Below are 25282 nucleotides of genomic sequence, written 5' to 3' on the forward strand. Positions count from 1 at the left end.
TAGATCGCGATCCCCGAAGCTCCCTCAATATGGGAGTCATGTTCTTTGGTGAGCGTGCATCCGCTGCTCAAATTGGTATAACTGGGTGCGTTGATTGCGGGCAGTAGCTGTAGCCATCCCCCTTGCGATGGCAAGCGTCCTCGGGGCTGGGGCCCAGCCGAGCCTCCCAAAGACCAGCGCGGCAGCGCTGAGGATGCCCGGCAAGACCTCCGCAGCCGCGCCCAAGGGGGCAACGCCCAGGCCCAATACCAGCTTGGGGCCATGTACTTTCGCGGGCAAGCGGTCATACCAATTTGAGCAGCGGATGCACGCTCACCAAAGAACATGACTCCCATATTGAGGGAGCTTCGGGGATCGCGATCTAGTGCATAAACTACGAGGATTGGTATTAGGGCAAGGCGTGCCGCAAAACGACACTCAGGCCGTGCAATGGTACCGTCGGGCAGCCGAGCAGGGAGACGCCCAAGCCCAGCACGACTTAGGCTTCATGTACGACTTGGGGCGAGGGGTGCCGCAGGATTACGAGCAGGCAGTGAAGTGGTACCGCCACGCCGCCCAACAAGGGGATACCCAAGCACAGAATAACCTTGGCGTCATGTACGAAAACGGTCACGGCGTATCCCAAGACCGAGTACAAGCCTACAAGTGGTACGAGTTGGCCGTCTCGCAGCTCTCTCAGTCCAAATACCGCGAGCGGGCCATCCAAAATCGCGAAGCATTGAAGTCTCAGATGGCTCAATCCGAGATTGAAAAAGCCCAACAACTCGCCCGGGAATGGGAGCCTCGCTCGGCTCAAGTCTCTGACCCCGCAAAGGCCCAATAGGTCAATTCGGCGCTTGAGGGGGCTGAATTGCGAGAGTTGCCCAGGGAGAAGCTCGAACTCGCTAGTATGGATTGAGTGGTGTAAGGAGCTCCGAATGTTTTATCCATTCTCTAGGATTGCCGTTTGGGCAACTTGCTTGGGAAGTTTGGGAACAACCTTTACAGTGGCCGCGAGTCCCGCTCAAGCAGGAGAGATCAGTTATTCAGTTGGTGCCGAACGACTGGGCAAGATTGATGCGCTGTCTGTGGAAGACTTTAGCTGGCAGCCATCCTGGCTCGCTCAGGCGGCTGACGGTCAAGCCAAGAAACAGCTTAGCCAGCGCATCCCGGCTGCAGAATCGCAGCAGTCGCAACAGCAGCAACAGGCGTTTGCTCCCTCACCGCTAGAGCGCCCCATGCATCGCCTGTTTGGCTTTGAAACGGGGACCACGCTGCAAGCAACGGAGTTGATGCTCCATGCTGGTGGCACCTCGTTTAATAACCCGCAAGGCCAGCGTGCTGTTAGAGGCGGCGAAGCCAATCGCAGTAACGACTTGCGCTTTGGCCTTGATTACGGCATAACTGACGCTCTCCAGCTTAGCCTCTTTCTGACGGGTAAAGACGACACGATCTTTCAAAACGTGACTGGCGACAGCTCGTCTTCCTCGTTTATTTATGGGGGGCTACCGGTACAGCTCAAGTGGCAATTTTTGGATCGAGAACGCCTCGATAGCTCGCTCGTGGCGGGATTTGAATTCCCCGTCCGGACAGTTCCGTCTAATAACTTATCGGAGTTTTTTGACGATCGCAACGCTCGCCAAGTTGCCTTTGCCAACTTCAGCGACGTAACGACTAGCTTCCCAGCCAATGCAGGAGCCTTACTGGCCAAAGACGAATCCATTTACTTCAGTCTTGCTGCCCCCGTGTCTTACGAGCTGAGCGATCGCGCACGCGTTCACCTTAACCCCCAAGTCAGTTTCTTTCCAGAGGAAATCTCGGTCATTCGGACTCGCGGCAATGCTGCCACACTTGACAATACCAACATTGGCTTCGATCACCAGGAGCAAACGCTCGATTACTACGGCACAGTTGCGGGCTTAGGAATTGGTGCCGATTACTCGCTGACGCCCAAAGTCCAGCTAGCAGCCGATGTTACGCCCATCCTGGCCGGACAAAATGTTGCGGACGAGGGCGGAGACAACTCGCTGTTCGCGCAAAATATTGTTTGGAACGCTGGCGTTCGCGTTGCACCCAACCCGCGCGTGGCCGCAAGACTGTTTACCACCAATCGCTTTGGGCCTGCGGCGGCTGCCCCGTCCAACCTATTGGCGCAGCCCGGCGGTGATTGGGGGATTGGGCTCGACTTCACCTACTTGCCCGATTTGACAGGGCGCTATCAAATATCGGTACGGGATTCCTACCCAGAACCTCAAGCCTTCTGGAGCCCTATTAATGGCTCGCCTAGCACGGTCTTGCCCATCAACAGCATACTCTACCAGCTCAGAACGACCGGATCGTCGGGCCAAATTTCGCCTGCCCTGCGCTTGGGCCTGCTGGATGATTTTGAAATTGACCTGAGCTGGAGCCGAACAGAAGATAATGAGAACTTCAAGCGGGAGTTCTCAGGACTAGCGCGGCTGTCGCTAATTGACAACACGGCCCAGAACGATTTTTCAGCTTCCATCTCAGCAGGGCTACTGGGGCTCGCCGGTTTCACTGGAACGAACCTGGCATTCTACGCCGATCTGCCGTTGAGCTATAGCCCGACTGCCGACACTTCACCTTCTGATTTTGGTCTGACGGTAACGCCTCGCTTGGTCGTCCCAGCGCAATTCATTGGACTGCCTAACGTTTTTGCCGTAACGGCCGGCGCGCACTACAACATCACCGACACTACCCAGCTAATGGCTGACTTTACACCCATTATTGGGGGCGACAACCAGTTCCAGGAAGGCTCGGTTGCCGGACGAGGCATCAACATTTCGGGCGATACGCCGGTTTATACGCTGGGCGTCCGGCAACTGTTCCCGGCCGGAAACAGCACCTATGCGCTCGAGCTCTATTGGACGAATTCGCTCAGCGATCGCGGTTTGCAGGGGGTATCGGCCCTTCCGGGCGACGAAAGCCGCATTGGCGTTCGTTTTAACTTGTTGAACGGAACGCCCACGCCCGACTAGCCTTGAGCAGCAACGGCATCTGGCGTTGCAGCCAGCAAGCCCTCAAACAGCGCGCGGCCGTCCGTACCGCCCAGGACTGGGTCTGAGGCGCGCTCGGGATGCGGCATCAGCCCCAGCACGTTGCCGGTGGGATTGGTAATGCCGGCGATGTTGCCCAGCGAGCCGTTGGGGTTGCCCGCGTCGCTTGCTTCGCCAGCAGGGGTGCAGTAGCGAAACAGGATCTGGCCGTTGCCTTCTAGGGCTGCTAGGGTCTCGGCATCGGCATAGTAGCGGCCCTCGCCGTGGGCGATGGGCAGCGTCACGCACTGGCCGGGCGCGTAAGCCCGCGTCCAGAGCGTATCGGACCGCTCGACGCGCACCGGCACGCGATCGCAGATAAAGTGCAAGTCCCGGTTGCGGATGAGCGCGCCAGGCAGCAGCCCCGCCTCGGTCAGGATCTGGAAGCCGTTGCAGATGCCCAGCACCGCCTTGCCGGCCCGGGCGTGGGCCACCACGCTGGGCATAACGGCCGAGAAGCGCGCGATCGCGCCGCAGCGCAGGTAGTCGCCGTAGCTAAACCCCCCCGGCAGCACCACGACATCCAGATCGCTGAGGTCGGTGTCCTGGTGCCACACCAACCGCGTGGGCTGCCCCAGCAGATCGCGGGTAACGTAGGCGACATCGCGATCACAGTTGGAGCCGGGGAAAACGACGACGCCAAATTTCATGACGGCACCGAAGCGCTGCTGGGGACCCGCTCCAGCTCGAAGCGGTAGTGCTCGATGGTGGGATTGGCTAGCAAGCGATCGCACATGGGCGCCAAGCGCTCGCGCGCCTGGGCCTCGCTCTCGGCGGTGAGGGTCAGGCAAATGTATTTGCCCGTGCGCACTTGCTCCACTTCCTCGTAGCCCAGCTGCTGCAAGCTGGCGCAGACCGCCGACCCGGCCGGGTCGAGCACGGCGGAGCGCAGGGTGACATAGACGTGGGCGAGGTAGCGTTGGGGCACGGCTGGCCGGGGCGCGCGACGGGGGCCATTGTAGCGGGCGCTAGGCCTGCAGCGAGCGCTCGCTGTCGGGGGTGCGGGCGTCGCTAGGGGCCGGGTCGGTGGTTTGCCGCTCGGGCTCCCCGCCCGATTGGGCGATCGCGCTGCTGCTGTCGTCCAGGATGGTGCGCATGCCCTCCAGGGTGGAGAAAATGTTGCGCGGGTCGGCAAACAGGACCTTGCTGCTGTCGCTGCTGCCGATGGTTTTGCCCATCTCCAGATAGTTCTGGGTCATTAGAAACTGCAGCGCCTCGCGGGCGTTGGGATCGCTGCGCAGCTTGTCGGTAATGGTGTGGATGGCCTCGGCCGTGCCCTGGGCGCGCAGCGCCTGCTGCTGCTGCTCGGCCTCAGCCTGCAGGATGTCGGCTTTTTTGCTGGCCTCGGCATCCAAAACGCGGGCCTCGGAGCGGCCCTTGGCGGAATTGATCGCCGAGTCCCGCTCGCCTTCGGATTTGAGAATGGCGGCCCGCTTTTCGCGCTCGGCCGCCATCTGCTGCTCCATCGAATCCAGCACGGCTTTGGAGGGGGTAATGTCGCGCACCTCCACCCGGGTGACTTTGACCCCCCAGGGGTCGGTGGACACATCCAGCTCCTGCAGCAGTGCCTCGTTGATTTCAGTGCGCGCGGTAAAGGTTTGGTCCAGCTCGAGCTTGCCCATCTCCGAGCGGATTTGGGTCAGCACCAGGTTTTTGATGGCGCGCTGCAGGTCCTCGACGCGGTAGTAGGCTTTTTCCATATCCACGATCTGCCAGTAGACCACCGCATCGGCCTCAATGGAGACGTTGTCGCGGGTGACGCAGCGCTGAGGCTGGATGTCGATGACCTTCTCGCGCGTGGTCTCTTTAAATACCACGTTGTCGACCACCGGGACGACAAAGTTGAGCCCGGCATTGAGCTTGCGGTTGTAGGTGCCCAGGCGCTCCACCAGGGCCTCGTTTTTGGTGCGGATGATGCGCAGCGAGCTGGCGGCGATGGGCCCGCCCAGCAGCAAGACCAACAGCAAATAAAGCGGGTTCATGGCAGCCTTTCTCCTACGATCGCAACAGGTGCAGCGGCAGCACGATCAGCGTGTTGCCTTCCCGGCGCAGGACGTAAACCTTCTGCCGGGCCGCGATCGCTTCGCCTTCCGAGCCGCACTGGGCGCGCCAGGAGTTGCCCTCGTACAGCACGCGGCCGGTTTGGCCGGGCGGGATCTCGGTCAGGGTTTCGGCTTCGTCGGCTTCTTTGAGCGAGGCCGCTTGGCGGCCGCCGCGCAGAAAGCGCAGCGCGAGCGCCACCAGCAGCACCGATAGCCCCAACCAGATCGCAACCTGAACTCCCACCGAGGGCACCAGCAGCGCCACGCCCGCGGTCAGGAACGCGCCCACCCCCATCATGAACGTAACGAAGGCATTGGGCACCACTGCCTCCGTTAGGCAAAGCAGCGCCCCGGCAATGAGCCACAGCAGCGGCGGATCCATGGGAGCGGGCATCGCGATCGCGGCGGCTCCATCCTAGCCTCGGCGGGCCGAGTGCGGGACCACTGCCATGCGAGAATGAGAAGACCAACGCGGGGGGCAGCCGCCCAGCCGGCTTGAGGGCTGCCCCTGACATTTAGAGCACGCGCTGTTTATGCAAGTTGGCGATCGCGTTCGGGTCAAAACGTCGGTGATCGTGTACCACCATCCCCAGCACCGACAGCAGCCGCTCGACATCCAGGGTATGGAAGGTAGCGTCGAGGCGATCGTCACCGAATGGCAGGGGCGGCCGGTGAGCGCCAACTTCCCCATTCGGGTCAAATTCGAAAAGAAATTTAAAGCCCACCTGCACGAGGACGAGCTCGAGTGGGTGGCTAGCGCCGAAGCTGAGGGGTCAGAGGCCCAGGACTAACGCCGGCGCCAGCGCAGCATCCAGCCCAACAGATCCGGATCCCCACGCATGCGCGCCAGCTCTTGCCGGTGCTGGCGCGCGGCACGCCGGTACCAGTCGCAGTACTGGCGGTGCGCCTCGCGCGTGCGGCACTCCCAAGCCAGGCGGTAGTCGAGCAGAATTTCGGGCGCCATGGGTGGCGTCCGGGCGCTGCGATCCGGGCGTTCTTCCATGGGGAACCTGCCGCGATAGGCCCACTCGCGCACCAGTCTAGATCCAGCCGCGCAGCCAGTAGACCGCTAGGCCCAGGTACTCTTTGAGCGCCTGGGTGGAGGTCTTGAGGCGCTCGGCGTCTGGAAGTAGGGCCAGCACGCTGGCGGCAACGCTGCGGTTGAGGGCGCGGCGCTCGGCGGGGGTGGCCAAAAAGTCGGTGGGGGCTGGGACGGCCTCAATCCCTTGCTGGCGGAAGGCACCCAGCGCGCGCGGCATGTGCAGCGCTGAGGTCACCAACAGCACGCGCTCGATGCCGCGCCGCGCCAGAATGGCGCGCACGCGAGTGGCGTTTTGGTGGGTGTTGAGCGCTTCGGTCTCGGTGACGATGGCGGTGGCAGGAACGCCCATAAAACGCAACAGGCGCGCCATGTCCGCTGCCTCCGGCCGGGCGCCGCTTAGCCAGCCGATGCGGCCGCCGCTGGCAATGACCGGACTGGCTTTGCCGTCGCGGTAGAGCCGGGCGGCATAGAGGACCCGGTCGCCGGCCTCGGAGAGGCCCACCATGGGCCGCGGCGGGCTCGCCGGTTGCAGCGAGCCGCCCAACAGCACGATGGCCTCGGCCTCAGGTAGCTCCCCAGGCGGCACGTGCTGCCGCTCCAGCAATCGCAGCAGGGCGTGGTTGACCCAGCCGTTGCCGGCTAGCAGCAGCACCCCCAGTGCCACGGCCAGCGGGGGCAGGCTCCAGCGCGGGCGCTTCCAGCCCACAATGGCGGCAGCCACCAGCAGGACTGTCGCCAGCCCCGCCGGATAAACCAGCGGCGGGAGCAGCTTGGACAGCAGCAAAAACATGGCAGGCCCTGATCGCGCGCCTGCCCCACCCGCAGGTGGGGCAGGCCGGCTATGGGCAAGGGTGCCTCGCCGTTGCGGCTAGGCTTCGCGCTCGATGTAGATAAACAGCAAGCCCATGGTGACCGCCGGCAGGAGCAAGCCCACCGCCGGCACCAAAATCCACGGCAGGAAGGAGGCAGCGTATTCGCCTGACATAACGGGTTTCCTCGTTGCGTTCGACAAAGGAGCAGTTAGCTATTGACGGCGCCGCGCAGCATGGCATCCAGGCTGTCGAAGTTCTCCAGCAGGAAGTAGGCCACAAACGCACCGCCGGTAGCGCCCATGAAGAAGCCGGCGGTCAGCTGGCTCCAGCCTTGGATGGTTTTGAGGGCCTCAGGGGTGCGCTCGTCGTTTTTGACGTAGTCCGCTGCCGAGTTGTCAGCCGGAAACGACACCAAGCCGTAGGCCGACAGGGCGGCCGTCGCAATCAGGATCAGACCGATGCCCGCCATCAGGCCGCCCAAGTTGGCGTTCTCGGGCGAGTTGCGCAGCGGCCCCAGCAGCACCCAAGGCCCGATGACAAAGTAACCGTGCGCCATGCCGATTTCTAGGCCGCGCAGGATGGGCGAGATGCCGCGCCGATAAGCGGGCAGGTTGCTGACAAAGGTGCGGGTCAAGTTGGAAGCCGAGACCGGCGTTGCCAAATGGCCGGTGAAGATGTCGCCCCCGTAGGGCTGAATCAGTTCGGTATCTCGGGGATCGGCCATGGTCGCTACTCCTCTGGGGATCGCCACGTGTCTGGATTTGCCCCCTATTTTAGGAGAGGGACTGGGGGCCGCTTGCAGGCGCCGTCCCCTCAGTTAACGAAACTTCATGGCTGGCACCAGCCGCTCGCGTGCCCGATTCGGCTACCATCGCTATAAATGAAGGAAGTGATCGCAAAGCCCATGCGGGTGGCACTGACGGCCGAGCGGCCGCTGCAACGCCTCATCCTGCCCGTAGTGCTAGCCATTGGGGTAGCCTTGGGCGCAGCCGCGCCGGCGGCGGCAACGAGCGCCGCCGATCTGCCCCGGCTGCCGGCAGGTAGCGCCAGCTGGGTCGTCGATCGCGCTGACGTGTTGAGTCCGGTCAACGAAGGTAAGCTCAGCGATGCCTTCGAGCGCTTGGCGCGCGAGACCGGCCGGGAAGTGCGCGCAGTCACCGTGCGGGGCCTGGATTACGGCGAGACCGTCGATAGCTTTGCCGATGAGCTCTTCCAGCGCTGGTACCCCGATGCCAGCGAGCGCGCCCGGCAGGTGCTGCTGGTGCTGGATACGCTCAGCAACGACTGCGCCATCCGCACGGGCGAGCGGGCCCGCGCTCAGCTGGGCGAGGGGGTTGCCGAGAGCATCGTTGCCGACACCATGGGCGTGCCCATCCGCAGTGGCAACAACTACAACCAGGCCTTTCTGGATGCCCGCGATCGCCTCAGCGCCGTCCTAACAGGCGACCCCGATCCCGGCCCGCCCGAGGTGGAAGCCACCATCGACACCGAGAGCACCTTTGCCAAATCCGAAGAGACCGATACCCAGAACGCGGCCCTCTGGGTGGGCGGCTTGCTGATCGCGGCGACCCTCATCCCCATGGGCACCTACTTTGCCTACATTCGCCGGCCGCTGCTGGTGGTGCTCACCATCGTGCCCATGGCCGCGTTTTTGGCCTACGCGCTCTACGGGGATCAGTCCTGAACGTACTCGCTGCCCTCGGCTAGGGCGCGCTCGGCCCGGACGAACTCGCGCCCCAGGTAAGCAGCGTGATCGAGTGCCGTCACTGGGGGTGGGTCGGCGCGCTCGAAGATGGCCACGCACAGTTCTTTGGCCGTGCGGCCGGTGTAGAGGGTCTGGGTGGAGCGCGGGCTCGAGCCCTTGGCGGGCAAGCGCTCGCCAGTCTCGGGGTCGGCGGCGAACCCTTGCTCGTCGATGGCATTGGCGTAGTGCTGGGCGCAGATCAGCTGCCGCTCCCAATCGAGATAAATAATAAAGTAACCGCCCGGATCGAGCGAGAGCGGGCGCTGGGAGAGATCGCTGTCGATTGCGGCTCGAGACGGTTGGATCTGGTGCATGTTGTTGGGAATGCAGGTTCCTCAACTCGCTGCATGCCGGCACGAGCCAGCCTAAGGTAATCCATTTTACCACTGTCGCGCCGGGCTAGCTCAGCTCAACGACGGCGCAGTCTTGCAGCAGCACCCGCTCGGTGAGCAGATCCTCGACGGTGAGCCGCAGGGTGCGCTGCGCATCCACCCGAAACTGCACCTTGACCCGGTCGCGCCCGGGGGACCCTAGCGGATCGAGCCGGGCAATGGTGCGCGCGCCCTCGCGATCGTTGAGCGGGCGGACCTGGGCTTGGGGCGCCTCGAGCGAGCGCGTCACCAGGCGGTTGCCGTCCAAGCAGACCTCGGTGCGGCTGCTGCCATCGGCGCCCATCTCGCCCACGATCAGCTCGATGCTGGGTTGGTTCTCCAGCGAGGCCCCCAGCTTGAGCTCGATGGGGCGCTCGGTGGGATAGGGCCGGCCGGCGCGAACGATGGGGTGCCAGCTGTGGCCGTTCTCGCGGTGGTTCCAGTAGCGGATGCCGTAGCTGTGGTAGAGAAAGTCTTTGAGCTCGATGCCGCGCGCCAGCTGCAGTGCGCCCGTTGCCGTAGCCGTAAAGGGCCGATGGGCATAGACCTTGTCGCTGGGGAAATACGATTGCACCCACTGGCGGATGGCGGGGATGCAGGTGGTCCCGCCCACCAGCAGCACGCCGTCGATGTCGGCGGCCTCGATGCCGCTGCGCCGCCCTTGCTGCAGCACCTGCGAGGTGAGCGCCTCCAGGCGCTCGAACAAGCCCTGCTGGCTCAGGATGCCCTCGAAGGTGGGGCGATCGAGCGCGAGCGAGTAGCTATCCAGCGTGGTGTCGTCAAAGTAGTTCTCCCGGGCGCGATCACGCTCGGAGAGGGTGACCTTGAGGCGCTCGACTAGGCGCGCCGTAAGCGCGTTCTGGGGTAGCGCTTGCTCGCGGGCAAAGTGCTCCAGCAGCCACCGGTCGATGTCCTCGCCGCCCACGTTCTCGCCCGCTTTGGCCAGCGTCCGGGCCGTCCGGGCGCGTTGGGCCGATCGCTCGCCCAGCAGGCGCTCGCCCCACTTGAGCACGAACCCCAGCGGCTGCCCGCTGCCGCGGCGCTCCAAGTTGAGCTGCACCAGCGAGAGATCCACCGTGCCGCCGCCCATATCCAGCACTAGCAGCACGTCCCCATCGGTGGTGCCATAGCCCAGGGCAGCCGCGGTGGGCTCATCCAGCATGCGCACCCGCTCCACCGGCAGGGCCTGGCAAGCCCGCGCGAGCCAGCGGCGGTAGGCCTCAAAGCTATCCACCGGCACCGTCAGCACCAGCGAATCGGCATCGGCGGCATCGAGGCGCTCGGTCAGGGCGCTCAAAAACCACTGCCCGACGCGCTCGAAATCCACAACCTGGCCGTCCAGCTGGGGCAAAAACCCCTGGACCTCGGTGCCGATGCCGCGCTTGAAACCGCTAAAAAAGCGCGGGTCGTCGGCGCGGTCCCAGCCGCGATCGCGCACGGCTTGGCCCACTGTGACGCGGCCGCTGCTGGCGTCGTTGATATAGACCAGGCTGGGGACTAGCGGCGGGTTGTTCCCCAGCTGCTGCGACAGCTCGCTCAGCGGGACAGCCTCGCCCGCTTCGCTGGCCGGGTTCCAACGCGCGATTGCGGTGTTGCTGGTTCCAAAATCGATGGCGACTGCCATGCGCTGCGCGGGTCGCTGCTTCTGGGTAGCGTATCGCAACGCCGGCACTAAGCCGCGACGCCCGCCTGCTGTAGCTGGCACGATCCGCTAGGGAGGCGCGCAAGCGAGGGACGGGTCATGGCGTTTGCATCCCTGGTTCGGGCGATGGGGCGCTCGCAGCTGGGTCGGGAGCTGAGCGCCACGCTCGAGCAGCGCGGCACGCTAGCGCTCAACGGCGCGCAGCGGCTGCCCAAGGGCTTGGTGGCCTCGGCACTGGCTCAAAACGCCGAACGCCCCCTGCTGGTGGTCTGCCCCACCCTGGAGGAGGCCGGGCGCTGGGCGGCGCAGCTGGAAGCCGCCAACTGGCCCACAGTGCAGTTCTATCCCACCACCGAGGCCTCGCCCTACGAGCCCCACGATCCCGAATCCGAGCTGCGCTGGGGCCAGATGCAAATCCTGGCCGATGCCGTCACCCAGCCCGAGCGCGCCCGGCAGGGCCAGCTGGCGGTGGTGGCCACCGAGCGCGCCCTGCAACCCCACTTGCCGCCGCCCGAGGCCTTCAGCCAGTACTGCCTGTCGCTGGCCCAGGGCAGCAGCTACGACCTCAAAACCCTGGAGCAGCGCCTGACGCAGCTGGGCTACGAGCGCGTCTCGCTGGTGGAAGCCGAGGGGCAGTGGGGGCGCCGCGGCGACTTGATCGATGTCTACCCGGTCTCGGCCGAGCTGCCGGTGCGCTTGGAGTGGTTTGGCGACGAGCTGGAGCAGCTGCGCGAGTTCGATCCCAGCAGCCAGCGATCACTGGAGCCACTGGAGCGCGTGGTGCTGACCCCCACGCGGTTGGCACCCACTATTGGTGATCGCCTGGACTGGGATGGCCTGGTGGCGGCGCACCTCTCCCAGCAAGCGCGCGAGGCCCGAGAAGCCGGGCAGTGGCCCCAAGGCATGCGGCGCTTTCTGGGCTTGGCCTTCGAGCAGCCGGCCTCGCTGCTGGCTTATCTGCCCGAGCGAACGCTGGTCGCAATTGATGAGCCCGCCCAGTGCCGCGCCCACAGCGAGAGCTGGCTCGAGCATGCCCGCGATCAATGGCAGCAACTCGAGGCCGAGCTGCCCCCGCTGCACCGCTCCTTCGATGCCTCGCTGGCGGAAGCCGGCGAGCGGCCGCAGCTGTCGCTGAGCGAGATCGCCGAGCAGGGCGATGGCGCCGTCAACCTGGCCAGCCGCCCCATCCCGACCACCCCACACCAATTCGGCAAGCTGGCAGAGCTGCTGCGCGGCCAGCGCGAGGTCTTCTCGGGAACGACGCTGCAAAACTACGCCGCCTGGCTGATCTCGGCCCAACCCTCGCGCACGGTCTCGCTGCTGCAAGAGCACGACTGTCCGGCCCAGTTCGTGCCCAATCCCCAGGACTACCCCGCGATCGACAAGCTCCAGAGCCAGGGGGTGCCCGCCGCCCTCAAGTACTCCGGCCTGGCCGAGGTGGCGGGCTTTATTCTGCCCAGCTTCCGCATCGTGGTGGTGACCGATCGCGAGTTTTTCGGCCAGCACGCGCTCGCCACGCCCGGCTACGTGCGCAAGCGCCGCCGCGCTAGCTCCCAGCAGCTCGATCTCAACAAGCTTCGCCCGGGCGACTACGTGGTCCACACCAACCACGGCGTGGGCAAGTTCCTGCGCCTAGAGAGCTGGCACAACCGCGAGTACATGGTGGTGCAGTACGAAGACGGCTTGCTGCGCGTGCCAGCCGATGCCGTGGAGCTGCTGTCGCGCTTTCGCCGCACCGGCAAGCGCCCCCCCGAGCTCAACCGCATGTCGGGCAAATCGTGGCAGCGCAGCAAAGAAAAAGCGCGCAAGTCGGTGCAGAAGCTGGCGGTGGATCTGCTGGAGCTCTACGCCAAGCGCTCCCAGCAATCCGGGGCGGCCTGCCCGCCGGACACCCCTTGGCAAGCGGAGCTCGAAGAGTCATTCCCCTATCCGCTCACCCCGGACCAGCAAAAAGCGACTCAGGAAGTCAAGCAGGACCTGGAGAGCGATCGCCCCATGGACCGCTTGGTGTGTGGCGATGTGGGCTTTGGCAAAACCGAGGTTGCCGTCCGGGCAATGTTCAAAACCATCACCGCCGCCGGCAAGCAGGTGGCCTTTTTGGCGCCCACCACCGTCCTCACTCAGCAGCACTACCACACCCTCAAAGAGCGCTTTGCCCCCTATCCCATCGAGATTGGGTTGCTCAATCGCTTCCGCACGGCCGAGGAGCGCAAGCGCATCCTGCAGCAGTTGGCTACTGGCGAGCTGGATGTGGTGGTGGGCACCCACCAACTGCTGGGCAAAAACGTCCAATTCCGCGATTTGGGCCTGCTGGTGGTGGATGAGGAGCAGCGCTTTGGGGTCAACCAAAAAGAAAAGATCAAAAATCTCAAAAGCCAGGTGGATGTGCTCACGCTGACAGCCACCCCCATTCCGCGCACCCTCTACATGTCGCTCTCGGGCATCCGCGAGATGAGCCTCATCACCACCCCACCCCCCTCGCGGCGCCCCATCGAGACGCACCTATCCCCGTACGATTCCGAGGTGGTGCGCACCGCTATCCGCAACGAGCTCGATCGCGGCGGGCAAGCTTTCTACGTGGTGCCGCACGTGGAGGGCATTGAGGAGGCAGCCGCCCAGCTGCGCCAAATGCTGCCGGGGGTGCGAGTGGCGATCGCCCACGGGCAGATGCCGGAGGGCGAGCTCGAGGCCACCATGCTGTCGTTTAACAACGGCGAAGCGGACGTGCTGGCCTGCACCACCATCATCGAGTCCGGGCTCGACATCCCGCGGGTCAACACCATCGCGATTGAGGACGCCCACACCTTCGGGCTGTCGCAGCTCTACCAGCTGCGCGGCCGCGTGGGCCGCTCCGGGGTGCAGGCCCATGCTTGGCTGCTCTATCCCAGCCAGCAGCAGCTCTCGGATGTGGCGCGCAAGCGCCTGCGCGCCCTGCAAGAGTTTACCCAGCTGGGCTCGGGCTACCAGCTCGCCATGCGGGATATGGAGATCCGCGGCGTGGGCGAGCTGCTGGGATCCAAGCAATCCGGTCAAATGGAGGCGGTGGGCTTTGACCTCTACATGAGCATGCTGCAAGAGGCCCTGCAAGAGATGCAGGGGCGCGACATCCCGCAGGTCGAGGACACCCAGATCGATCTCAACCTGACGGCATTCGTCCCCTCCGACTACATGCCGGATACGGCCCAGAAAATGGATGCCTACCGCGCCGTGGCCGCAGCCGGCAACGCGCAGGCGCTCGCCCAAATTGCCGCCGACTGGAGCGATCGCTACGGCCCCATTCCGGCCCCGGCGCAGCAGCTGCTGCGGGTGATGGAGCTCAAGCAGTTGGCCAAGTCGCTGGGCTTTGGCCGCATCAAGCCCGAGGGCAAGCAGAATTTGGTCCTAGAGACCGCCATGGAGGAGCCCGCCTGGAAGCGGCTGCAGCAAAACCTGCCCGAGCACTTGCAAGGGCGCTTTGTCTACGCCCCCGGCCGGGTCACCGTGCGCGGGCTGGGCGCCATTAAAGTGGACCAGCAGATTGAGACGCTGATCGAGTGGTTTGGCAAAATGCAAGGCGCCCTAGCCGAACCGGCCCTAAGCGCAAGCCAGCAGTAGCGTTGGGAGGTTGCCATGACCCAGACTGTGACGGATCAAAACATCACCATCGAGCGCCAACCCAGCGAAGCGCGCCTGCAGGAACTGGGGGTTTACGACTGGCCCACCTGGAGCAAAGAAGCCTCCGAGTTCCCCTGGCACTACGACGAGCGCGAGACCTGCTACTTCCGCCAGGGGGATGTCGTCGTTACGCCCGAAGGCGGCAGTCCGGTGGAGATGGGGCAAGGCGACCTGGTGACCTTTCCCCAAGGCATGCGCTGCACCTGGACCATCCGCCAGCCCGTGACCAAGCACTTCCAGCTGGGCTAGCGCTGCTCCAGGGCCTACATGCCCGCAGCACGGACGCTGCCCAAGTCAGAACTGCGCTTTCCCTGCCCGGCAGCCCAAGCCGGGCATAAATTTTTGTAACAAACGCTACCAAAACTTGCCGTGATGTAGCGTTTGTTACGTGATAATAAAAAAAGCTAGTGGCTGCAACGGTTGCAACCCAAGCCGGGAAGCATTCCCATCATTGCGACATGACTGCGACCATCTCCCCGCCCCAACGAACGGTTGCTCCCGCACCGGCACCAACCCAATGCCGCTACCCAGCCCCCGACTGCTGGGTGCAGCTGCGCGCACTGCCCAGCCCGTACGGCCACGACGAAGCCCTGCTGCTGTGCCAGCAAGCCGATCGCCAGTGGGTGGCCTGGATCCCTGGTTTTGGTGAAGCTCGGCTCTCGGAAGACAACTTTGCCTGCATCCCGTAGCGCCTCAGGGGCTAGAGGGCGCCTGGTGGCGATCGCCCATAGCCATCCCCAGTTGCGTGCAGTCAAGCAAGGTTCCGCCACGCTCGTAGCGCGCGATGCGATCAGGGCGCTTGAGAAGCGGGCGCACTCCTCGTCAACAAGGCCGGTAGGGGCAAGCAAGCCAATTCCCTACCGGCCAGATGCGATCGCGTGGGGAAAGTGGCCGCTTTTAGGTGCTAGCCCCAGCAGCCGTGGTGGCAGGCTGGTTCAACTTCTCGTACTGCTCGAGCGTCTCGCGCATCCACTCGGCATTGTGGCGATAGTGCGGCGAGGAGATAATGTTGCGATCCACTCGGACGGCCGTTTCTTCGTAGTGAGCGCCGGCATTAACCAGGTCATCCTTGCAGTTGGGATGGCAGGTGAGCTGGCGGTCGTTGACAATGCCGGCTGAGGCCAGCACCCAACCGCCGTGGCAAATCGTCGTGACGATCTTGCCCTGCTGGTTGAGTGCCTGCAGGAATTGTTTGACGTTGTTGATCGAGCGCACCCGATCGGGGGACTCATGCCCCCCGGGGATAACGGCCATATCGTAATCTTCGGCCCGGATGGCCTCCGCATCCACCGTGGGCGTCATGGGGATGCCGTGCTTGCCAGCGACAGGCGCTTGCCCCTTGGTCGCCACATCCATGCTAAAACCGGCTTCTTGCAACCGATAGAACGGATAGAGGCATTCGGAATCTTCAAAACCGTTACCAATAATAATGACGGCCCGCTTCATGGCTCGCGCCTCCCAATCGGTCACTGCTTTTGTAGCGCAACTTAACGTGTGCGGGTAGGCCTGTCAACGCTACTGCCCCTGACGCGCGCTCGGACTGCTAACGGTGACTGCCGCGCTACACCACTGTATGGGCGAGTTTAAAGATGACCAAGATTGGAGCTTGTACGCTAAGAGAACTCGGTTAACTCTGTTTAAAATTGTTACCAACAAAGTGCTTGCGCATTCCAAAAAGCACAACGCAAGTTGCCGCATTCAGCGCAAACGATGTCCTTAGAAACGCTGGCGAGCGTGCGGGCCGTGGCATGCACTCTTGAGGTGCCTAGCAATCGCACAGCTCTATCAAAATTATGGCTCGCATCGGCTCTGTTGGCGCCGCCAACCGGTACCAGTATTGCCCTAGCAGTGGCGCAATGTTTCGGGGGTGGACAATTGCCCCAGCTATAGCACTTCCAGCAAACTGACCTGCCCGGTTCCAAAGGGGCGTTCGGCTGGATCGCTGAGTGCCGTTTCGCTATCCCGATCAACGGTCTCCAGTTCTTAGAGATATCAACTGAATGGAAACCACACGCAACATGCCCTGGTACGTGGACTTCCATATCTAACCGCATGAGAACGTGTAGAGCACGCCGTTCTAAGAGGCCGAGCCCCCACAAGCGGTCGCTTATCCTAAGGAGATGACGCCGCCCTAGGAAAAGTAAGCGATGCCTGATACCAATTTGAGCAGCGGATGCACGCTTGCCAAGCGGCATAATCCCCATATTGAGGAGGGTTCGGAGATCGAAATCTAGTGCACAAGCCACGAGAATTCTCTACACCGGGGTTGAGCTCGGAGTTTTTGAGGCCCTCAAGGGAACCGACGAGCCCCAGCCCGCCGGCGCGGTGGCCCAGGAGCGTGCCCTGGACAGACAGGGCGCCTACCGGCTGATGCGGGCCCTCGCCAGCCTGGGCCTCTTGGCCGAGGACGAGAAGCATTGCTTCTCCCTCACGGAGGCTGGGGAACTCCTGCTTGAGGATCATCCGATGTCTTTGAGAGGCGTAGCCCGCCTGGAGGAAGGGCCGGCTCACTACGAGGTCTGGAAGTACCTCGGCAACCTAGTCCGCGAGGGGGTGCCGCCCAACGGCTTCCAGCGGGAGTTCGGTCACGACGTTTTTGCCCATCTGGAGCAGGATCCCGCCTACGCGCAGCGGTTCAACGAGGCCATGACGAGCCTCTCGCGTCTCGAGTCCGCGCAGGTAAAAGCGCTCCTCGGAGACAAGGCGTTTGAGGATGTGGAGCACGTCTGCGACGTTGGCGGCGGCCACGGTCACCTGCTCTGCACGCTCCTAGAGGACGCACCTGGGACCCGCGGGACCGTCCTAGAGCTCTCCGAGGTTGTCAACGCTCAGGAAGGGCATCGGCACGAGCAGATGGGGCTCACGGACCGAGTGGATTTTGTCGTGGGGGACTTCTTTGAGGGGGTCCCCTCAGCCGATGCCTACCTGATGAAGCACATCCTCCACGACTGGTCCGATGACGAATGCATCCAGATCCTCTCGTCCATCCGCCAGGCGGTCTCAGAAGGGGCTCGGCTGTTCGTCTGCGAGCTCGTCATCCCTGGGCCCGACCGCTCGCACCTCTCAAAGCTTTTCGACATGCATATGATGCTGGCCACAACGGGCCGGGAACGGACGGTGGAGGAGTACGACGAGCTTTTTGCCAAGTCATACCAATCTTCGTAGCTTATGCACTAGATTTCGATTTCCGAAGCTCCCTCAATATGGGAGTCATGTTCTTTGGCGAGCGTGCATCCGCTTCTCAAATTGGTATCAGGCTGGGAGCGGGTGAAGACCCACGCGGACGATGGGGTGCTGATGAGCGCGATTGAGGCCCAAGCGGTGTAGCTGCTGCGGCATCCGGCGCAAAGCAGCCAATCGGCTCTAAGAGGTGCCCGCTCTATCGGAACCGGAAGGTGAATGTCTCTAGGGCTCGGGCAAGAAGGTCTCGTCGAGAACCTGCTCGGTACTGAACGGCGGCTTGGCTGGGAAGCGCTCTAATGGCAGGTCGGTATCCGAAGCCGCTAGCTTGCGAGCCTTGGTGTACTGTCGCTCGAACTGTTGTGCCAAGTAAGGCTTGAGGCTGGGGCTATCCGCTAGCTGCTCTTGGATGCGCTCGCGGTGCTCGATGATGCTGCTGCGCCAGCTCGAGGTCCGTTGCTCGGGCTGGTAGACCCACTTGAGCAGATGTTGCAGGAAAACGCGCAAGTTGCTCGCTAGCGCCCGCCGTTCGTTGCGGCCCATGTCGGCCAGCTCCTCAATTAAGTTGGGGAGATCCAGCGCGTCGAACTCGCGCGCCTTGAGCCGCTCGATGGCCTCATCCAACCAGCGGGCGTAGTCCGTTTCGTAGAGCTGAGCCAGGTTGGCGGGCTTTGTCTCGTGCATGGGCTTGAACCAGTACGCTGCCGAGATCCTAGCGTTAGGGGAACGCTGCGTTACTCTGACTCTCTGATTTTGCTTAATAGGGTAAGTGCAGAATCATGTTAAAATAATTGATTGGTGACGACGATTATTTAAGACAAAAATATGTTTGCGCGAAAATCAACCTTACTTTCCTCTATAGGTTTAGCGGCAATTTTGTTGACTCCTTTTGGTATTTCAGCGCAAAATACAAACACATCGTCTAGCGAAGAACAAACGGGCGAACGAAAGCTCATCCGAGAAGACAAAGAAAAACGAGTTTATGATACTGGCGAAGTTATTTTTGGCGACATCAATAACCCAGAACCATCAAAGCCAGGACTTCATATAGAAAAATATAAAGAGCTTAAACGACGAGGAGAGCTTCCGAACGATGATATAGCAGTCTTAGACTGGATGTGAACGGAGTTAGCTTGTTGGCAAAGCTCTAGAATCCTCTCGAAGTGGGAATTAAAGTTCCCAAAGGCAAGCCCACTTACCTGTTCACGATACACGTGTTTTTGCTATATGATGATACGTGATAAACCCAGTGATGAAGTCCCTGTCAAATCACCAGGTCCGGCAGAACCACCTGAGGGATAACCTGTCACATATCCAGGACAACTTCCTGAAAACTACAATCCTAGAGAGTATAAAAATCCCGTGCCAGATCCTTCAGTAAAAGATGGAGACACAATTGACAATCGTCAGAAGAGCAGATAAATATTTCTATACCAGAAACACGTGGATCGTGAACAGATAAGTGGGCTTGTCTCTGAGAGCTTCAATCCCCAATTCGAGAGAGTCCCAGAGTTTTGCCCAACAAGCTAGCTCCGTTCACGTGTGGTCTACGACTGCTATATGAGATAGCAAATGCTGCTCTAATTGCTGCCCAAGCCCCTAATTCCCTGCTTGTTGCACTTGAGGCGGCCAGCTGTCACGTATGGGGCGCTTCTCGTATAAAATCTATTCTGCTTTCGGATTAATATACCCATCCAAGCAAAGGTTCTAGCTTAGCCAGAACATCCTCTATGACCTCACCGGGAGCCTGCTCGAAAAATTCCACCGTTCGGGTTCGATAGTCCAACGCCCGAATCCGGTCCGCCAAGACGGCACCTTGGGCTCCCAAACCATCTGGCAGTTTGACTTCCCAGGGATACCCCTTGATCTGTCGCGTTATTGGACACGCCAGCAGGAGCGTGCCCCGCTCGTTGTAGCGATACGGCGACAGCACCAGAGCCGGCCGATGCCCGGCCTGCTCTCGGCCCTGCTGTGGATCGAAGCTTACCCAGACAATATCGCCGCGCTCGGGGATGCCCTCGCGCACTACCAGTGCTCCTGTCCCACGGGCGACCCCCAATCCAGCTCGGCATGAGCGTTGTCCGGGCTCATGCCCTCAACCAACTCCTCGAGCGTATAGTGGGGACGTTGCTTGCGAATGACGATTTCCTCGCCAGCGAGCTCGCAGCTCACCTGAGTTCCTTCAGCCAGGCCAGCTTGCTCGGCCATTGCCTTGGGAATCGAACGCCCAAGCTGTTTCCCCACTTCTGCACTGTTGCCATCGCGACCTTGCTCGAACAGTTTATACGAAGTATATCCTAACTGGTTTGGCGCCATGCAGGCTCTAAGCATAAATACTCTAATATTACGCAAACGGTCATCATTCAACCATCGAGCGCGAGCGAATGGGGATGTTCTTTGTGGAGGCAAGCGCGATCACCTTGGGCCGCTACGCTTACGCCAGGCGGATGGCATCCCGCAAGCCCAGCCAGTTATAGCGCCGGATTCCCCAGGGCAGTCCCAACATCAGCCCTAACAAGCCCGCTGACAGCAGCAGGCCCGAGAAGTGCCCTAGCTTAACGGTAGCGCCTGCATAGGTCAGCAGAAACGTGGAAGGCATCATGCCCAATAGGGTCGCGATCGCGTAGATAGGCCACGCAACACCGCTAATCCCTGCGGCGTAACTCACCAGATCGAACGACAGTGCAGGCAGCAGCCGGGTCACAAAGATTAGCCAACCCACGTAGCATTGACCGCGTTGCGTGGTGAAGTAAATGGTTTTGCCCACCAAGGCGCGGACGGCGCCGCGGCCCAGGGTCAGGCCAATGCTGTAAGCAACCAGGCTGCCTGCAAACCCACCGGCGACGGTGTAGCTACCCGCCAGGAAAGGCCCCCAAATGGCGCCAGCTGCAACGGCTAAAGGCGCCCCAGGAATGGGGCTCACGATTACCGACAGGACCAGAACGCCAATATAGAGCAACGGTCCCAGCGGCCCCAAGTTCCGAACGTTTCGAGCCAACCCCTCGGGGGTTAGCAAGGCCCAGTCGGGCTGGGGGCCAAATGAGCCATAGGCCAACAGGGCTAGCAGGAAGGCAGCCAGCGCCACGTTGCGGCGGCTCGATAGGCGTCGCAAGCGTTGGCAGCCGCGGTCTCCCATGGGAGGGCCTTCAAGCGTTCATGCGAACGCTTCCCATCATGCCCAAATCTTCGTGGTCCAGGATGTGGCAGTGATAAACCGTCTTGCCGGCAAAGTCCCGGAAGGGAATGCGGATCCGGATGGTTTCGTCTTCTGGGTACCAAGACTGTGTCTTGCCAGGCCCGATAGGCCGGCGCTTGACCGTTGCGGCTCACCACCTGAAAGGGATTGGTGTGCAAGTGAAACGGATGGTCGAACCCCATCATGCCCATGCCGACGTTGGCAATTTCCCAGTCCTCGATGGAATCGAGCGGCACTTGGGTGTCGGTGCGCTGCGCGTCGAAGGTCCGGCCGTTGATGTGAAAGGCCATGCCGCCGTCCGCCATGCCGTGGCCCAGCTCAAAACGCCTGACCCGCTGCGACTCGGGGAGGGCCGGAACGCTTGCCAGCTTTTGCGGCAGTGGTTGCGCCTGCCGCCGGCCGCTGTAGGTGAGTCGCGCCAGCGTTTGGGGACTATCCGATCCCCCGCAGCAACCGCCATCCATCATGCCCATCCCCTGCATGCCGCTGCCGTCCATCATGCCCCCTCGGTCGCGCTCCTCAGGGAAGTTGCGCAGGCGGTACTCACCCGGCTCGCGATCGCCGCGCACCAAGACTTCCGCGCGCTCGCCTGGGGTCAGCAGCAGCTCGGATAGCTCGACAGGCTGCTCGATCGCGCCCGCATCCGTGGCAATGAGATGCAGCGAATGCCCCTCGAGCTGCAGGCGGTAAAAGCGCGACGCCGAGGCATTGAGCAAGCGCAGGCGCAGCAAACCGCCCTGCTCCAGGGTTAACTGGGGCTCAGCTTCGCCGTTGACCGTGACGAGGTCGCCCTTGCGCCCCCGCATCTGCCGCTCCATGCGACCGGGCGGCTGGATCTCGCCGTTGCCATCGAGCGCAAAGTCTTTCAGGACGAGGAATTGCTCGCGTGCGGCTTGAACCTCGGGAATGCGGTCCAGTTCCCCGCGCACGACCAGCAAGCCGGCGAGCCTGCCAAAGACTTGCCGGGCCACGCGACCGTGCTTGTGGGGGTGATACCAAAACGTCCCGGCAGGATGGTCCTTGGGGATTTGGAATTCGCAGTCGAAGCGCTCGCCTGCAGGCACGGTCGCAAACACGTTGTCGGCACGCCTGCTGGGGGGCACGTGCAGGCCGTGATAGTGCAAGTTGGTGGGCTCATCCAAGCGGTTGGCAAACCGGATGCGGACCGTATCCCCTGGCTCGACTTCCAGGCGCGGCCCCGGGACGCGGCCGTTGAAGCTCATCAGGCGCGCTTGCCGCCCGGCTAGCGCGACCCGCTCTTGCTGCGCTTCCAGCGACACATCGAGCACACCGTTCTGGCTGCGGTGTTGCGCCATCCCCTGGGCGAGCGTTGGCGAAGGCTGACGCGCTTGCCTCCAAGCATGCCAGCCCAAGTAGCCAGCGCCTACCGTGCCTGCCGTGGCTGCCCCCGTAAGGGCAATGAACTGCCGTCGCTTCATCTGAGTGCGCTCCTATCTTTGACCCGCGGATCGGCGCCGGGGGCCCGCTCGATCAGCCGGATCTGCCCTTGCTTGACAACCACAGTCGCCAGCGGTGGCGGTTCCTTGGCCGGCCCGCGAACGACCCGGCCTTTGTCGTCGTACTGCGAGCCGTGACAAGGGCAAATAAAGCGGTCTTGCTCGGGCACCCAATTCACGGTGCAGCCGCGGTGCGTGCAGATGGGTTTGATACCGTATTGGGCGAACTCGGGCCCCGATTCAACCACCAGGTAAGTGGTGTGCTCCAGGCCCTGAGCGGCGTCAGCCCCAGGCAAATGGCAAAGCGTTGCTTGCCAATAAACCGAGCTATAGGGGTTGCGCCCCCCTGCGAGCGAGCAGGCCTATTTGCAAGCTAAGCACCGCCGGCAGGGCGCGTCCAATACGATTCAGGTTTGATCGCGATACCGCAGCAATAGCAATGGGACTGCTGTCTCCTATCGTTGCCCATCCGGCGGGGAAACGGCCTGCAGCCTGCCGAGCCGCTGTTGGGCTGTCTGGGGCAGCAGCAGCGTTTAAACTTGACCCAACGGTTTGCGGGGGCACCATGGCATCGCCACCATCCCCATCCCTTCGGCGCGAGCTTGGGACCTTCGGCGCCATCATGATGGGGCTGGGCTCCATCGTGGGGACAGGGGTGTTCGTCAGCATTGGCGTTGCCGCCGGCACGGCCGGGTCAGGCACGCTAATAGCGGTAGCCATTGGGGCCCTGGTGGCCACCTGCAACGGCCTCAGCAGCGCCCAATTGGCGGCCAACCATCCCGTCAGCGGCGGGACCTACGAGTACGGCTATCGCTACCTCACCCCAACGTTGGGCTTTGTCGCGGGCTGGCTGTTTTTGCTCGCCAAGACGGCCTCTGCCGCCACGGCGGCCCTAGGCTTTGCCAGCTACGCGCTCAACGCCATTCAGGTTCCGGGCAGTGCCCCCGTCGTCCCGGTTGCCCTGGGCGCGATCGCGGCGCTAACGGCCATTGTCTTGACCGGGTTGCGCTACTCCAACCGCGCCAACATTGCCATCGTGGGGCTTGCGCTGCTCTCGCTGGGCTTTTTTGTTGTTGCCGGCCTACCGCTAGCCATCTCGGGCGGGGCCGAGCGCTTCCAACCGGTCTGGGGCGGGGCGGATCGGCCGCTGCCAGCCGTGTTGGAAGCCAGCGCCCTCATGTTTGTAGCCTATACCGGCTACGGGCGCATCGCCACCCTGGGCGAGGAGGTGCGCGAGCCGTCCCGCACCATCCCGCGCGCCATTATCGGAGCGATGGTGGTGGTGATGGTGCTTTATCTCAGCGTGGCCGCTGTTGGCATTGGGGCCGTTGGGGCCGAGGCCCTGGAACCGGTTGCCGGCCAGGCTGCGGCCCCGCTGGCCGTTGCCGCCCGTCGCTTTGCCGTCCCAGGCAGCGAGCAGATCCTGTCGCTCGGTGCCATCGCCGCCATGCTGGGCGTGCTGCTGAATTTAATCTTGGGCCTCTCGCGGGTGCTGCTGGCCATGGCGCGCAAGCGCGACATGCCCGCCCCGCTGGCTCGCCTCGACGCGGCCCGCACGACGCCTACCGCCGCCACCCTGCTGGTGGGATTGGCGATCGCGGTCTTTGCCAGCAGCGGCAATGTGGGCGTGACCTGGTCGTTTAGCGCCTTTACGGTCTTGGTCTACTACGCCCTGACCAACTGGGCAGCCCTGCGCCTATCAGCGGCCGAGCGCCTCTACCCGCGCTGGATCTCGGGGGCAGGGCTGGCCTCGTGCTTGTTCCTGGCTTTTTGGGTGGAGCAGTCGGTGTGGTTGTTGGGCGTGGCCCTCATTGGCGTTGGCCTTGCCTGGCGGGCGATCCGCCAGCAGATGCGCTGAGGCACGCTAGCGGCTCGCTCGCTGCGCGGAAGCCGGTTTGCCCACGCTGCGAACGGCATTGACCAGCAGCGAGGGCCGCCCCCAGAGGGAGTTGGCAAAAATGAGGGTAACGCTGGCAGCCATGGCCACCATCGCCCAAACCGGATAGACCAAGCCCGTGGTGGCTGCCGGGATGCCAATGCCGTTGAACAGAAAGGCAATAGCAACGGCACGATAATGACATCGGCCGATTCGATGGCGATGTCGGTGCCGGTGCCCATGGCAATGCCCACATCTACTTGCATCAGGGCCGGGGCATCGTTGATGCCATCGCCCACCATGGCCACGCGGTGCTGGCTGCGCTGCTGGAGCTCGCGGACGAGATCGGCTTTATCGTTGGGGCGGATGCCGGCGCGGACCTGCTCGATGCCCACCTGGGCAGCCACGCGCGCTGCCGTGCGAGCGTTGTCGCCGGTGACTAGCACTGGCACCAAGCCTTGTTGCTTCATGGCCGCCACGGCTTGTTGAGCATCGGGGCGCAGTGCGTCCCCTAGCCCGATTGCGCCCAGGGCTTGGCTGTCCTGCGCCACCGCGATCGCGGTCAGGCCGGCTTCTTCAAACGCATCGATTTCAGTTTGCAGGGCATCGAGCGCGATGCCGCGCTGGGTCAAAAAGGCGGGCTTGCCCACCAGCACTTGCTGGCCGCGGACGCGGGCGGTGACCCCTTCCCCCGAGATGGCCTCAAATTCTTCAGCTGAGGGCGGCAGCAGGTCCCGCTCGAGCGCCGCTTCTACAATGGCCCGGCCCAGCGGATGCTCGGAGGCGGCCTCGGCTGCTGCTGCCACCTCCAACAGCTCGGACTCGCTGCGAAGCGCTGCCAACCGGCGTACCCCCGGCTTGCCCACAGTAAGCGTCCCGGTTTTATCCAGCAGCACGTGCGAGACCCGGCGCAGGGTTTGGAAGGCCTCGCCGGTGCGCATGATGATGCCGCGATCCGCGGCTTCCCCGGAGCCGCGCACGATCGCCAGCGGCGCGGCAATCCCCATGGCGCAGGGATAGCCCATGACCAGCACGCCCAGGCTGGCAAAGATGGCGCGCATGGCATCGATGCTCCCAGTCGCTAGCTGCGCGCCCACCGTCCAGGCCAAGCCTGCACCCAACGCCACCAGCAGCACGGTGGGAGTATAGACGCGCAGGATGGCATCGACCAAATGCAGGACACCAGGCTTGAGCGATCGCGCATCCTCTACTTGCCGGGCCACCTGCTGCA

The 25282-nt window shown here is 62.9% G+C and carries 25 protein-coding genes and 3 pseudogenes; 9 read left to right on the forward strand and 19 right to left on the reverse strand.

Annotation, left to right across the window (positions count from 1 at the left end; genetic code table 11):
- Positions 1-36 precede the first annotated feature (36 nt).
- Entirely contained in the window at positions 37-246 is a 210-nt protein-coding gene (locus BRC58_08285) for a hypothetical protein (GenBank protein ID PSP16698.1), read from the reverse strand.
- A 118-nt stretch (positions 247-364) separates the two neighbouring features.
- Here BRC58_08285 and BRC58_08290 point away from each other — a divergent pair, with 118 nt between their 5' ends.
- Positions 365-823 (forward strand): hypothetical protein, encoded by a 459-nt coding sequence (locus tag BRC58_08290; GenBank protein PSP16699.1) that lies wholly within the window; start codon positions 365-367, stop codon positions 821-823.
- Between the two features lie 244 nt (positions 824-1067).
- Complete coding sequence (locus BRC58_08295) at positions 1068-2978, forward strand: hypothetical protein (protein ID PSP16700.1); 1911 nt, start codon at positions 1068-1070, stop codon at positions 2976-2978.
- Here BRC58_08295 and BRC58_08300 read toward each other — a convergent pair.
- From BRC58_08300 to BRC58_08315, 4 genes are read right to left on the reverse strand one after another with little or no spacing between them, the layout of a single operon-like run.
- Complete coding sequence (locus tag BRC58_08300; protein ID PSP16701.1) at positions 2975-3685, reverse strand: phosphoribosylformylglycinamidine synthase I; 711 nt, start codon at positions 3683-3685, stop codon at positions 2975-2977. The two genes, BRC58_08295 and BRC58_08300, sit on opposite strands and share 4 nt — an antisense overlap.
- The gene (locus tag BRC58_08305) at positions 3682-3963 is read right to left on the reverse strand and encodes a phosphoribosylformylglycinamidine synthase subunit PurS (protein ID PSP16702.1); all 282 of its coding nucleotides are present in this window, start codon (positions 3961-3963) and stop codon (positions 3682-3684) included. The genes BRC58_08300 and BRC58_08305 overlap by 4 nt, the downstream gene beginning before the upstream one ends.
- A 40-nt stretch (positions 3964-4003) precedes the next feature.
- On the reverse strand, positions 4004-5017 hold the full coding sequence (locus BRC58_08310) for a paraslipin (protein ID PSP16703.1): 1014 nt from the start codon (positions 5015-5017) through the stop codon (positions 4004-4006).
- 13 nt (positions 5018-5030) lie between these two features.
- Positions 5031-5471 (reverse strand): hypothetical protein, encoded by a 441-nt coding sequence (locus tag BRC58_08315; protein PSP16704.1) that lies wholly within the window; start codon positions 5469-5471, stop codon positions 5031-5033.
- Between the two features lie 139 nt (positions 5472-5610).
- On the opposite strand from BRC58_08315, the gene BRC58_08320 reads away from it, so the two are divergent.
- A complete protein-coding gene (locus BRC58_08320) occupies positions 5611-5868 on the forward strand; it encodes a ferredoxin--nitrite reductase (GenBank protein PSP16705.1) in 258 nt (85 codons plus the stop codon).
- On the opposite strand, the gene BRC58_08325 is transcribed toward BRC58_08320, so the two are convergent.
- From BRC58_08325 to BRC58_08340, 4 genes are all read right to left on the reverse strand, one after another.
- On the reverse strand, positions 5865-6080 hold the full coding sequence (locus BRC58_08325) for a hypothetical protein (GenBank protein PSP16706.1): 216 nt from the start codon (positions 6078-6080) through the stop codon (positions 5865-5867). The genes BRC58_08320 and BRC58_08325 overlap by 4 nt on opposite strands.
- Before the next feature lie 37 nt (positions 6081-6117).
- A complete protein-coding gene (locus tag BRC58_08330) occupies positions 6118-6909 on the reverse strand; it encodes a hypothetical protein (protein PSP16707.1) in 792 nt (263 codons plus the stop codon).
- Positions 6910-6987: 78 nt separating this feature from the next.
- Positions 6988-7104, reverse strand: a complete 117-nt coding sequence (locus tag BRC58_08335; protein PSP16708.1) for a photosystem I reaction center subunit VIII — start codon at positions 7102-7104, stop codon at positions 6988-6990.
- 35 nt (positions 7105-7139) lie between these two features.
- Positions 7140-7655, reverse strand: coding sequence for a photosystem I reaction center protein subunit XI (locus tag BRC58_08340; protein PSP16709.1), 516 nt, complete (start codon positions 7653-7655; stop codon positions 7140-7142).
- A gap of 156 nt (positions 7656-7811) precedes the next feature.
- Between BRC58_08340 and BRC58_08345 the strand changes: the two genes are divergently transcribed.
- Positions 7812-8615 carry a beta-propeller domain-containing protein, methanol dehydrogenase gene (locus tag BRC58_08345; protein ID PSP16710.1) on the forward strand — a complete coding sequence of 268 codons (804 nt, stop codon included), beginning with the start codon at positions 7812-7814 and terminating at the stop codon, positions 8613-8615.
- Here BRC58_08345 and BRC58_08350 read toward each other — a convergent pair.
- Positions 8606-8989: a hypothetical protein gene (locus tag BRC58_08350; protein ID PSP16711.1), complete on the reverse strand. Its 384-nt coding sequence runs from the start codon at positions 8987-8989 to the stop codon at positions 8606-8608. The two genes, BRC58_08345 and BRC58_08350, sit on opposite strands and share 10 nt — an antisense overlap.
- An 85-nt stretch (positions 8990-9074) precedes the next feature.
- Positions 9075-10670: a molecular chaperone DnaK gene (locus BRC58_08355; GenBank protein ID PSP16712.1), complete on the reverse strand. Its 1596-nt coding sequence runs from the start codon at positions 10668-10670 to the stop codon at positions 9075-9077.
- A gap of 117 nt (positions 10671-10787) precedes the next feature.
- Here BRC58_08355 and mfd point away from each other — a divergent pair, with 117 nt between their 5' ends.
- The 3 genes from mfd (at position 10788) to BRC58_08370 (ending at position 15031) form a co-directional block, all read left to right on the forward strand.
- Entirely contained in the window at positions 10788-14282 is a 3495-nt protein-coding gene (mfd, locus tag BRC58_08360) for a transcription-repair coupling factor (protein ID PSP16713.1), read from the forward strand.
- Between the two features lie 15 nt (positions 14283-14297).
- Positions 14298-14591: a cupin gene (locus BRC58_08365; protein PSP16714.1), complete on the forward strand. Its 294-nt coding sequence runs from the start codon at positions 14298-14300 to the stop codon at positions 14589-14591.
- 209 nt (positions 14592-14800) lie between these two features.
- On the forward strand, positions 14801-15031 hold the full coding sequence (locus BRC58_08370; protein ID PSP16715.1) for a hypothetical protein: 231 nt from the start codon (positions 14801-14803) through the stop codon (positions 15029-15031).
- A 208-nt stretch (positions 15032-15239) separates the two neighbouring features.
- Here BRC58_08370 and BRC58_08375 read toward each other — a convergent pair whose 3' ends face one another.
- Positions 15240-15788, reverse strand: coding sequence for a peptidase C56 (locus BRC58_08375; protein PSP16716.1), 549 nt, complete (start codon positions 15786-15788; stop codon positions 15240-15242).
- A gap of 735 nt (positions 15789-16523) precedes the next feature.
- Here BRC58_08375 and BRC58_08380 point away from each other — a divergent pair.
- Positions 16524-17507 carry a hydroxyneurosporene methyltransferase gene (locus tag BRC58_08380; protein ID PSP16717.1) on the forward strand — a complete coding sequence of 328 codons (984 nt, stop codon included), beginning with the start codon at positions 16524-16526 and terminating at the stop codon, positions 17505-17507.
- Between the two features lie 240 nt (positions 17508-17747).
- Here BRC58_08380 and BRC58_08385 read toward each other — a convergent pair whose 3' ends face one another.
- The 6 genes and pseudogenes from BRC58_08385 to BRC58_08410 all read right to left on the reverse strand — a co-directional run bounded on the left by BRC58_08385 (position 17748) and on the right by BRC58_08410 (position 22471).
- The gene (locus BRC58_08385; GenBank protein ID PSP16718.1) at positions 17748-18206 is read right to left on the reverse strand and encodes a DUF29 domain-containing protein; all 459 of its coding nucleotides are present in this window, start codon (positions 18204-18206) and stop codon (positions 17748-17750) included.
- 997 nt (positions 18207-19203) lie between these two features.
- Positions 19204-19548 (reverse strand): mRNA-degrading endonuclease, encoded by a 345-nt coding sequence (locus tag BRC58_08390; GenBank protein ID PSP16719.1) that lies wholly within the window; start codon positions 19546-19548, stop codon positions 19204-19206.
- Positions 19548-19783, reverse strand: a pseudogene (locus tag BRC58_08395) (AbrB/MazE/SpoVT family DNA-binding domain-containing protein). The gene BRC58_08390 and the pseudogene BRC58_08395 overlap by 1 nt, the downstream one beginning before the upstream one ends.
- A gap of 173 nt (positions 19784-19956) precedes the next feature.
- Positions 19957-20658 carry a TVP38/TMEM64 family protein gene (locus tag BRC58_08400; protein PSP16720.1) on the reverse strand — a complete coding sequence of 234 codons (702 nt, stop codon included), beginning with the start codon at positions 20656-20658 and terminating at the stop codon, positions 19957-19959.
- Between the two features lie 10 nt (positions 20659-20668).
- A pseudogene (locus BRC58_08405) lies at positions 20669-22157 on the reverse strand (copper oxidase).
- Positions 22154-22471 carry a hypothetical protein gene (locus BRC58_08410; protein ID PSP16721.1) on the reverse strand — a complete coding sequence of 106 codons (318 nt, stop codon included), beginning with the start codon at positions 22469-22471 and terminating at the stop codon, positions 22154-22156. Before BRC58_08410 ends, BRC58_08405 begins: the two are co-directional and overlap by 4 nt.
- A gap of 269 nt (positions 22472-22740) precedes the next feature.
- Here BRC58_08410 and BRC58_08415 point away from each other — a divergent pair, with 269 nt between their 5' ends.
- Positions 22741-24033 (forward strand): amino acid permease, encoded by a 1293-nt coding sequence (locus tag BRC58_08415; GenBank protein PSP16722.1) that lies wholly within the window; start codon positions 22741-22743, stop codon positions 24031-24033.
- 6 nt (positions 24034-24039) lie between these two features.
- Here the strand turns inward: BRC58_08415 and BRC58_08420 are convergent.
- A pseudogene (locus BRC58_08420) lies at positions 24040-25282 on the reverse strand (heavy metal translocating P-type ATPase).

The organism is Cyanobacteria bacterium QS_8_64_29 (genome assembly GCA_003022125.1).
Classification (GTDB): Bacteria; Cyanobacteriota; Cyanobacteriia; order Cyanobacteriales; family Rubidibacteraceae; genus QS-8-64-29.